Here is an 11080-nt window from a genome sequence, read left to right as displayed (position 1 = left end):
TACACACAACGTACTTTACTTTATGTTCAAAATAATAATAATGACAACAAATATCAGGATGTATATAACAATAAAAAAGAGTTATATTAAAATGAAGTCGATCATTCTTATAATTTTGATTGCAAACCTTTTATCGGCTTGTGCATTAGCACCAAAGCTAAAACAGCCAAATGATAGGAACCGTGTACCTATTAATAAAACAATCCCTGCCGAAATTAAGCGAGGAGACAGATGAAAACAAAACAAGCAAAACCAGTGAAAGCCGAACAACTTAGAAGTTATTATGAAGAAAGCCGTGGCTTAGAACGTGATCTTATCAATGAATTTATAAGGTCGCGCAGAACGGCATGGCGTGTCGCGAGTACTGTGGGTCTTTTTGGCTTATTCGGTATGATATGTGGAGTTGTTGGATTTTCTCAACCAGCTCCAACTCCCTTAGTATTGCGCGTTGATAATACGACGGGTGCAGTTGATGTTATCTCAATCATGCGTGAACACGAAGAAAGCTATGGTGAAGTTGTAGATAGGTATTGGCTAAACCAATATGTGCTTAACCGCGAAACTTACGACTATGATACCATTCAACTGAACTATGACACAACCGCACTTTTAAGTGCGGCATCTGTTCAACAAGAATATTATAAAATCTATGATGGAGAAAATGCACGGGACAAAGTGCTTTCCAACAAAGCACGTATCACAGTTAAAGTACGATCAATCCAGCCTAATGGACTCGGTCAAGCAACTGTACGTTTTACGACTCAGCAACTTGACAGCAACGGTGCTGCTACTGGACCAAAACAGCACCAGATTGCAACAATTGGTTACACCTATATCGGTGCACCCATGAAATCATCTGATCGATTGCTTAACCCCCTTGGTTTTCAAGTAACAAGTTACCGTTCTGACCCAGAAATACTGTTGAATGATTAAGGAATTGATTGTTATGAAAAAACTTGCGTTCGTTGTTCTATTGTCTTCGTTTTCTTCTCTTTATACGGTACCTGTGCAGGCGCTCAAAAGTCCATCAAATTCACAATATGATCACCGCATTCGCTATATAACATATAACGAAGCCGATGTGGTTCAAATTGAAACAGTTCTTGGTGTGGCAACACATATTATTCTTGAAGAAGGTGAACAGTACATAACTCATGCCTTTGGCGATTCTGAAGCCTATGCCTTTGCTCATAAAGGGCGGCATATTTTTATTAAACCAAAAGCAGAGCTTGCCAATACCAATCTCATCGTTGTAACTGACAAACGGAGTTACAAATTCCGACTACAGTTTCGGAATGACCGTGCGGGATCAACTTATGAATTGGCTTTCCATTATCCCGATTCAAACGATGAAAAGTCAGAAGAAAACAATCGACGCCTTGCGATTGAACGTGGTTTTCACCAAAGCGTCAACGGCTATAATCTCAGTTATACCATGAGCGGTCACCAAGATATTGCTCCGATAAATGCTTGGGACAATGGGCGTATTACTTATTTCAAATTTCCCGCTAACATGGATATGCCATCGATTTATGTCGTAGATGCTGAAGGAAATGAAAGCTTAATACCACGCACCGTTATCGGCAGTTCTAATGATATTATCGCCGTTCATAAGGTCAATCCTAAATGGCTCATACGGCTTGGTAAACGCGCTCTAGCTGTTTTTAATGAAGCCTATGACCCCAATGGCGGCGTACCAAACACAACAGGGACAGTATCTTCGGTGGTTTATCGTATCAATAAAGGAGGAAAATGATGTTTGACAATAAGGAAGGAGAGGGAAAAGGTACAAAACTGGACAACGTCGAGCAAAAACATATTGAAGGTGCCTATGGAGGGTCCGAACTAGGTTCTGAACGTCGTCCGACAATTCCAGGTACCCGTGCATTGTTAGTGGTAGGACTTATTGTCATAGTAACGATACCGATTGCATTGACTTGGAAAGCTTTTACAATGCGTAATACCGTGGAAGTTGAGGAAGAAAAACCACAACAAATAGTACAGCAAATTATACCAAACTACGTCCCTCGGATTATAGAAGAGCCAAAGACTGTAGAAGAAGCAGAAAAATCAACACAAATAGAAGATTCAAACCTAGATATTCCACCGGCCTTGAGTAAACTTCTTCAAACAGCCATTCCTCCACATATGCTCCAAGATTCTGAAGAATTAGCACGCAAACGTATGCTCAGTTCTAGCCTTAACAACGGTGGTAGCGAAGGATCTACAGATACGAATAATAAAGCATCGAATAATGATACAGGTAATGGCGTATTATTTGATAACCTTCAGCCCGTACGTTTAGGTCAATCACATGCGATGCAACTTCGTAACCGTGACTTTTTGATTACACAAGGAACGCAAATAGATTGTACGTTAGAAACAAAGATCATTACATCACAACCCGGAATGACGACGTGCTATTTAACACGCGATATTTATTCCACAAGTGGACGTGTTGTTTTGCTTGACCGTGGTTCTAAAGTCGTTGGTTTTTACCAAAGTGGCATACAACAAGGACAAACGCGCGTGTTTGTGCAATGGTTACGCATCGAAACGCCTTCTGGTGTTGTTGTCAATCTTGACTCACCAGGCACAGGTCCTCTGGGTGAAGCGGGTATTGGTGGCTGGGTTGACAGACATTTTTGGGAGAGATTTGGTAGTGCAATTATGGTAAGCATTATCGGTGATTTAGGAGAATGGGTAAGAGGAAAAGTTAATAAAAGCAGCAAAGAAAATAAAGAGAATTCACAAAATAAAGATGCTCAGAATGCTGAATCTATAGCAATCGATGTTCTTCAAAATTCCATCAATATCACACCAACACTTTACAAAAACCAAGGCGAACGAGTAAATATTTTTGTTGCTCGTGATCTGGATTTCAGCAATGTCTACAGTCTCGTCACACGTTAACCCGATACAGAAAGATCAAGCAGTTTTTCAGCTTCTGCAACCGCTTGATTGTTTCTTAGAAGATCCCACGATCACTGAATTATCGATTTGCCGCCCCTATGAAGTATGGACGAAAAGCTTTAAGGGTTGGCAAGTACATAGCGTACCAGAGTTAACAACCACTTTTTTGCAAACGCTTATTACAGCTATTATCGTTTATAACGGTATGGCTCCCAGAAGTATTAATTATGTGCTCTTGCCTGGTGGACAACGTGGTACAATTATACAAACACCAGCTGTTGTTGATGGTGCTCTTTCCTTTGTAATTCGTAAACATTCTCTTGTAGTTAAGACGTTAGAAGAACTCAAAGAAGAAGGGGCATTTGACGATTTTTCTGATGTAAGTTTTAATAAGCCTTCAGCAAAAGAAGCCAATAACTTGTTATCGAAGCAGGACTTCACACGGTTGGAACCATTTGAAGTTCAACTTTTGCAACATAAACGTGATGGAAAAATTCTTGAATTTTTACAAGAATGCGTCCTTCACAAACGCAACATTATTATTGCAGGTAAAACAGGATCTGGTAAAACAACATTTGCCCGCTCTTTAATTGAAAAGGTTCCTGTAGAGGAGCGTATTATCACAATTGAAGATGTTCATGAGCTTTTTCTACCCAATCATCCCAATCATGTACATATGATTTATGGTAACAATGTAGGCCGTGTTTCAGCTGAAGAGTGTCTAGATGCGTGTATGCGTCAGTCGCCCGACCGAATTTTTCTCGCTGAATTGCGAGGCAATGAAGCATGGGAATATCTCAATTCGCTCAACACTGGCCATCCTGGATCGATTACAACGACGCATGCCAACAGCGCTTTGCAGACATTTGAACGATGTGCCACCTTGATTAAAAGATCAGAAGTTGGCCGGCAACTCGAGTTAGAAATGATAAAAATCGTTCTCTATACAACAGTTGACGTAGTGTTGTTCTTTAAAGATAGAAAACTCTCTGAAGTCTTTTACGACCCAATTTTTGCTAAATCAAAAATCGCTTAAGGGGAGCTTCCTCTCTCGGTAAGATGATACAAACAAACAATAGCCGTAACTAGTTGTTACGGCTATTTATTTAGCTTTTCCTATTCTCTTTTCTTTTCCAATGGATCTTCTACACTCTTCATGAATAAAAGAAGAAAAAAGTTAATAGACAACAACTCTACGAGAAAACCAAATTATACATAAGGCTCTCTCTATTCTCTTACCTTTGATCATTCTTCCCATTTATCTTTTGAAAAAGTATGTTTAATGCAAAAAAATAGCTATAAAATAAATATTTCAACAAAAGAAAAGAAGAAATTTTGATTCGCATATCAATGAAAGCTTCGTAAAACAGGTCCTTTCAATCATAATAAATAATTATCGTCATCAAGACCAAAACTTATCGTTTAAAAATTCTAAGCGCTATTTTCAAGTGATTAATAAATATGTTTTTTCACCAAACAATCTCCAGATACGGAAAACCTCATACGAAATAAACTATCATTTCGATTTAGCATCCATAAACCACATTCTATTTCGTAATAAAAAGTATAGTGGCATATCGACGTCTTCTTCGGACGAAGAAAGATTCTTAACCTACGGCTGTTCGTAAACAACTAAATTTCTCTTAAGCAAGCTTTGCTAACCATATCACGTAGCTTATGTCCCCATCCTAAAGAGGATATCCATAGACTACACAGGTAAGCTCTACTCTCTGAATATTCCTGCTCTCTTCTCTGCACCTCAAAAAGCAAAAATTCCTAAAAGCACAGATATACAATCCCTCTTCTTAAGCCACGTCACATTGATTTATAAAGAGTGTTCATTATTTTGCGTGTTGGATAAAAGATCTTAGTACCGTAAGATTCTCTCATTTCAAAGCTGTCTATTAACCAAAACCATGCTCTTGCACATTACAAGCGAATAAAGCCGTATAGAATGAAACTGTACAAAAAAGCACTAAAAATACCTTTTATAAACCATCCAAAATGCCAAAAACTGTCGCAACATTGGGAGTTTGCAAAGTGTCTAATGGCACCCAACTTTCTCTTTTATGAAGTGTAAAAATGGAGATGCTCTATAAATTTTATATTATTCATCGGAGCTTTACCATTATACCATCCACGAGCACTGTCGCGAAATGAGCTGGGGCTCCTTAAAGAAAGGTTTCTTTAAAACAAGCGCATAAATTGACAAGCCAGGTGTATTTGGGTTGGGGCGTTCTGTTTTGTATAAGGATTGTGATCTTATTAAAAAACGAGAGAAACAAAAGCGTGAAGCAATGCATAATCTCTATTATTTAAAAGACATTACTCTAGATACTTTTGAAAGTCATAAAACTGAACTAAAAAATGACGGCAAAATAGAAACTGGTTTGCACCTTTACAGCTTCATATTCTCCTCAAATTAGGAGGCTGTATACCGGTTTCAGAGATTATGCCAACAGAGAGATACGTAATACTCTTAACTCCCATCTGGTAAGTAAAAGCGGCAACAGCAAAAGCTCTTTTAGAAAAACAACGCCATAAAGTCATTAATGAACAGGCAATGAATTAGAGAAATGTTCCAGATTTTTATCAAACACTCTGCAAAGCAACAATAATGATACAACTGGCTTTGCGTCTGCTTATTCTTACAGGTGCTCGTACCCATCTCTTACATCAATTCGTGAAGATCAGATTGAAGAGGATATATAGACAATTCTTGGCTCGAGAATATGAAAGGTCTGCGTAATACTACAGGAGATTTCAGCATACCCTTATGATCAGAAGCATTAAAAATTTTAAAACAAGCGTACTTGTTTTTTCGCAATGATTTCTTTTTTCTGCAACCGGTCGTGGTCCTTATTAATGTGAGTTTCCTATCACAATATATAAGAGAGATTAGTCTGAAAACCTGTCCACGTAGATTTCGCTCTAGTTTACGTAATTGGCTAACAGACTCCACCTATCACACCTCAAAGGGTGAAGCTTTTTACACGCACTGAGCTGCAAATTATCCGCCTCCTCGCCTAGCAGATTTCACCTTCTAACCACTTTAATTACCACATCCTAAATAAGATAGTGTTTTACAGCACAACAGAATAAATATCAAAACAATGACCGATTATACCGTTAATACTTGGACACCTCTCTTTCATGTTAAGAAATATCTTTTATGCTAAAAAATAAAATAAAAAACACTTTTACTGCTTAAATAACTTTCTTCAGCATATATACAAGAAAAAATGAAATCCCCTAACATAATAAATGAGACCTAAACCTAGAAACCTCTATTTTTTATAGATAAAAACATATAAAATCAAAACCTATGAAACTCATAAAAACACAACATGTTTTCTTTGATGATTGAATTCATTCAACTCAAACGAACCTATAAACATCCCTATTCCACATTCGCAACACGTGTTCTTAGAATTCTCACTAGCGTTTTCTAAATTTTTGGAAAAAACTATAAATTTGATATTTTTTAAAAACGTCTTATTTTCTCTTTAATGAATTTAAATCTATGACGTTACAATAGTTTTAAATTACAGCCCCCTTAACTGTATGATTATCTCTACACAAAAGAGAGGGATTTTACGTTCTCCATTTTGAGAACTATAAATTTTGTTTTTTAATGCGATTAACAATAAAATCTTTAAAATAAAAAATATGACCTTTATATATAATGCTTTTATCAAAAATTCCTAATCCATGAATATTAGCAATGTTTTCGATATTATAATAAATGTGTCGTAAAATGACGAACTGTCATAATAATCACTCTTGTGTATTTCATTTAAATAATTTACATGCGTTTAATGTTTGTATCAGCATTTATTTTTTGTTCTATATTTATACAGAGTTATCATTTTTTATAAAAAATGATTAATTGAATCTGCATCAAAATATAAATTATGATAATAATTTAATAAAAATAAAAACACATAACATATTGATTTTATTGTTTTTACATAGAACGCTATTTAAAGTATAGTCTACCCAAAAGACTATTGCCTTTTTAAAGGCAATAATAACTATGCTAACCGCCTCATAGAAGCCAATAAATTTTTAGAGATTAAGCCTCAAAGAGGCACAAAAAACACGCACAATTTTCTATTTTTCTTTTTACTGTTCGTTAAAAGGTCAGTTTTCAAAGATAATATTCAACTATGAGTTTTCTGCTCAGCCATTGCAAGAATTGCTTAACTTTTTAGGGATTACTTCACTTTTAGAATGATTATAGCTACTGCGCCCCCATAAGCAGCCGATCTTCTTTTAGAGATTTAATTGCTAAAAGGAGATACAATTTTCCACCTTGCGCTTTATTTTCATCAATCAGTAAATTTTCAAAGGCGGCGTTCAACCATGAGTTTTTTAATTTCAGCAATCGCTTTCGCTGGATTTAATCCCTTTGGACAAGTTTGCGCACAATTCATAATCGTATGGCAACGATAAAGGCGGAAAGGGTCTTCTAAATTATCAAGACGTTCACCACACATCTCATCACGTGAATCCGCAATCCAGCGATAAGCTTGAAGCAAAACAGCGGGACCCAAATAACGATCACCGTTCCACCAATAACTTGGACATGAAGTCTGACAACACGCACACAAAATACACTCATAAAGACCATCGATTTTTTGGCGATCGGAGTGACTTTGTAACCATTCTTTTGCAGGTTCAGGAGAAACTGTTTGTAACCAAGGCTCAATAACTCGGTGTTGCGCATAAAAGCGATTCAAGTCAGGAACCAAATCTTTAACAACCGGCATGGAAGGCAAAGGATAGACTTTAATGGGGTGTTTTACATCATCCATACCTTTGGTACAAGCCAATGTATTGGTTCCATCAATATTCATCGCACATGAACCACAGATGCCTTCACGGCAAGATCGACGAAGTGTCAAAGTTGGATCAATGTGGTTTTTAATAAACAAAAGCCCATCAAGAATCATAGGACCACAAGCAGAACGATCCACATAATAAGTATCTAGATGAGGATTTTCCTCATCATCAGGCGACCAACGATACACGTGAAATTCCGTCAGCTTTGTAGCACCTTCAGGTTTAGGCCAAACCTTTCCCGGTTTTACTTGAGAGTTTTTGGAAAGCTTAATTTGTACCATATTTCATTCTCCCCTTAATAAACCCGTTTTTTAGGTGCAATGCGCTTTAAATCGATCCCACCATCAGCTTCAGATGTTAATGGGTCCACATGGACAGGTCGATATGATAATGTCACCTCACCCTCTTTTGACAAATGTGAAAGCGTATGTTTACGCCAGTTTTTATCATCACGCTCTGGATAATCTTCACGAGCATGAGCGCCACGGCTTTCTAAACGTGCTTCGGCAGAATGAACAGTCATGATTGCATTCGCCATGAGATTTTCAAGCTCTAATGTTTCAACCAAATCAGAATTCCATATCAGAGAACGATCTGTGACTTTGAGATCCGACAATTCCCCCCAGATTTTATTCATCCGCTGACATCCTTGTTGCAAAGAATCTTCTGTACGGAATACTGCCGCATCTTCTTGCATCGTGCGCTGCATTTTTTCACGCAATAGAGCTGTTGGTATCGCCCCTTGTGCAAAACGTAAACGATCAAAACGCGCTATAATTTCGTCAACAGCTTCTTCATTGATGGGTGGAATTTCTGCATTCCGATCAATAACTTCCCCCGCGCGAATGGCAGCAGCACGACCAAACACCACAAGATCAATTAATGAATTTGACCCCAAGCGATTAGCCCCATGAACAGAAGCACATCCTGCTTCTCCTACCGCCATCAGCCCTGGTTGAATACGATCAGGCGAATCAGCCGTTGGATTGAGAACTTCCCCGTAGTAATTGGTAGGAATCCCACCCATATTATAATGGACCGTTGGCAAGATGGGGATAGGCTCTTTTGTTACATCCACACCTGCAAAAATCCGAGCTGATTCCGAAATTCCCGGTAAACGCTCGTGCAAGATTGCAGGATCAATATGGTTGAGAACCAAATGAATATGGTCCTTCTTAGGTCCAACACCACGTCCTTCACGAATTTCAAGTGTGATACAACGCGAAACCAAATCACGTGAAGCCAAATCCTTAAAGGAAGGTGCATAGCGCTCCATAAAGCGTTCACCTTCGGAGTTGATTAAATAACCTCCTTCACCACGAGCTCCTTCTGTAATTAAGCAGCCAGAACCGTAAATCCCTGTCGGATGGAATTGCACAAACTCCATATCCTGAAGAGGCAATCCAGCACGTGCGATCATTCCACCACCATCACCCGTACAGGTATGCGCCGATGTCGCGGAAAAATAAGCGCGTCCATAACCACCGGTTGCAAGAACAACCATTTTAGCAGAAAAACGATGTATTGTACCATCATCGAGATTCCATGCCACAACCCCCGTACAAACCCCATCCGTCATGATGAGATCGAGTGCAAAATATTCAATAAAAAATTGCGCATTATGCTTTAAGCTTTGTCCATAAAGCGTATGCAAAATGGCGTGGCCTGTACGATCAGCGGCTGCGCAAGTACGCTGAACAGGTGGACCTTCACCAAATTGTGTCGTATGTCCACCAAAAGGACGCTGATAAATTTTGCCTTCTTGCGTCCGCGAAAAAGGAACGCCATAATGTTCTAATTCATACACAGCAGCAGGAGCATTACGCACCAAATATTCCATTGCGTCGGTATCACCCAACCAATCAGAACCTTTCACGGTATCATATAAATGCCACTGCCAATTATCAGGTCCCATATTTGAAAGCGATGCAGCAATTCCCCCTTGTGCTGCAACCGTGTGTGAGCGCGTTGGAAAAACCTTCGTAATACAAGCTGTCTTTAATCCTTGTTCCGCCATACCAAGCGTTGCACGTAATCCTGCACCACCTGCCCCAACAACAACAACATCAAATTTATGATCTACAGTGCGATAAGGGGCGTTACCTGCTTTAGCGCCCAGAGATGATCCTGTACCCGCCATATTTGTTTAACCCCCTAATGCAATTTTCAAAAGAGAAAAAATAATGATACCACCTATGAGAAAACAAAATAAAATATTTAACGTCAAAAAGAATATCCGGAAACCTTCACGTGGAATATAATCTTCAATCACCACTTGCATACCAAGTTTCATATAATAAAGGACCGAAAAAGTCATCAATCCCATCAAAATAGCAACAATAGGATGTGCAAGTCTTGCACGCACAATGCTATAGTCCTTTCCCACAAGCGAAAGAATAAGAACAATAAAAAATATCAAAAGTGGTAGATTGATAAACCCTGTCAAACGTTCTAGCCAAAAATGCTCTGTTCCTTCATGAGCACTGCCACGCCCCCGTACTTTTCCAAGTTCCGTTCGAAAATCTTTTTTCATATCTCTTTTCACCCCCAGCTAAACAACGGTATATCCAATAATCCAAATCGCAAAAGTAACAATAAGAGAAATAAACACTGTCGCCCAAGCAGTGACTGTTGCCTTTTCTTTTGCCAAAAGGCAAGGTTTCAGATCCCAAACAATGTGGCGAACACCACCAACCATGTGATGAACCCCTGCCAAAGTATAAAGAAACAAAATACACAATCCAAACCAAGAACTATAAATCTCGTGAACCGTTCTGAATGCCTCCTCCCCGCACGCAATAGCAATTAACCAAACAGCAAGAAAAACCGTTCCAACATAAAGTGCCATACCCGTAATGCGGTGTGCAATGGACATAGCCATAGTAATTGTCCAACGATAAATACTTATATGAGGGGAACGAGGGCGCTCTTTTATCCTAGTTGTCTCTGTCATAAAATATCCTGACCTGGTTTTTACTGCAACCGCAATGAACGAGAAAGTTCGCGCAAAACGACTAAATATATTCTCTCGTTTTCACTTGTTTGGCATCTCAAGATACCGATACTACAGGTCGGTTGTCTCAAATAACGGATTAAAGGTCACGCATAAAAAAACCGATTACTCCACGGATATGATCCGCAAAACTTGCTTTAATCTAATACAATTTTATCTTCACGTCAAAGGTCTAACATCTTTTCTCAAATATAAACAGGCATTTTTTCAGATTAAACTTATCCTTTTGAGTATCCATGATATATGCAATGGTATCTTAAATTGCACCCATGATTAAGGATAAAAAGAGGAAAAAATTGATAGATTAAA

At 38.5% G+C, this 11080-nt stretch carries 9 protein-coding genes; 5 read left to right on the top strand and 4 right to left on the bottom strand.

Going from position 1 to position 11080, the window contains the following annotated elements; all coding sequences use genetic code 11:
• Positions 1-91: 91 nt before the first annotated feature.
• From ACFIK3_RS01225 to virB11, 5 genes are read left to right on the top strand one after another with little or no spacing between them, the layout of a single operon-like run.
• Complete coding sequence (locus ACFIK3_RS01225; protein ID WP_273790050.1) at positions 92-235, top strand: TrwH protein; 144 nt, start codon at positions 92-94, stop codon at positions 233-235.
• Positions 232-933: a virB8 family protein gene (locus ACFIK3_RS01220; protein WP_273790051.1), complete on the top strand. Its 702-nt coding sequence runs from the start codon at positions 232-234 to the stop codon at positions 931-933. The genes ACFIK3_RS01225 and ACFIK3_RS01220 overlap by 4 nt, the downstream gene beginning before the upstream one ends.
• Before the next feature lie 13 nt (positions 934-946).
• Complete coding sequence (gene virB9, locus ACFIK3_RS01215) at positions 947-1756, top strand: P-type conjugative transfer protein VirB9 (RefSeq protein ID WP_273790052.1); 810 nt, start codon at positions 947-949, stop codon at positions 1754-1756.
• Positions 1756-2913 carry a type IV secretion system protein VirB10 gene (gene virB10, locus ACFIK3_RS01210; protein ID WP_375659826.1) on the top strand — a complete coding sequence of 386 codons (1158 nt, stop codon included), beginning with the start codon at positions 1756-1758 and terminating at the stop codon, positions 2911-2913. Before virB9 ends, virB10 begins: the two co-directional genes overlap by 1 nt.
• Positions 2888-3949, top strand: coding sequence for a P-type DNA transfer ATPase VirB11 (gene virB11 / locus ACFIK3_RS01205; RefSeq protein ID WP_273790054.1), 1062 nt, complete (start codon positions 2888-2890; stop codon positions 3947-3949). Before virB10 ends, virB11 begins: the two co-directional genes overlap by 26 nt.
• A 3310-nt stretch (positions 3950-7259) precedes the next feature.
• On the opposite strand, the gene ACFIK3_RS01200 is transcribed toward virB11, so the two are convergent.
• Genes ACFIK3_RS01200 through sdhC form a run of 4 tightly spaced genes read right to left on the bottom strand, consistent with a single transcriptional unit; the run spans position 7260 to position 10711 of the window.
• Positions 7260-8039 carry a succinate dehydrogenase iron-sulfur subunit gene (locus ACFIK3_RS01200; protein ID WP_375676141.1) on the bottom strand — a complete coding sequence of 260 codons (780 nt, stop codon included), beginning with the start codon at positions 8037-8039 and terminating at the stop codon, positions 7260-7262.
• Between the two features lie 14 nt (positions 8040-8053).
• Positions 8054-9898, bottom strand: coding sequence for a succinate dehydrogenase flavoprotein subunit (gene sdhA, locus ACFIK3_RS01195; RefSeq protein ID WP_375676140.1), 1845 nt, complete (start codon positions 9896-9898; stop codon positions 8054-8056).
• 6 nt (positions 9899-9904) lie between these two features.
• Complete coding sequence (gene sdhD, locus ACFIK3_RS01190) at positions 9905-10291, bottom strand: succinate dehydrogenase, hydrophobic membrane anchor protein (protein WP_273790057.1); 387 nt, start codon at positions 10289-10291, stop codon at positions 9905-9907.
• 18 nt (positions 10292-10309) lie between these two features.
• Positions 10310-10711 carry a succinate dehydrogenase, cytochrome b556 subunit gene (gene sdhC, locus ACFIK3_RS01185; RefSeq protein WP_254492571.1) on the bottom strand — a complete coding sequence of 134 codons (402 nt, stop codon included), beginning with the start codon at positions 10709-10711 and terminating at the stop codon, positions 10310-10312.
• Positions 10712-11080 lie beyond the last annotated feature (369 nt).

The sequence above is a fragment of the Bartonella sp. CB10SXKL genome (assembly GCF_042195515.1).
Lineage (GTDB): Bacteria > Pseudomonadota > Alphaproteobacteria > Rhizobiales > Rhizobiaceae > Bartonella.
This window is presented reverse-complemented; position numbering and strand designations above follow the sequence as displayed.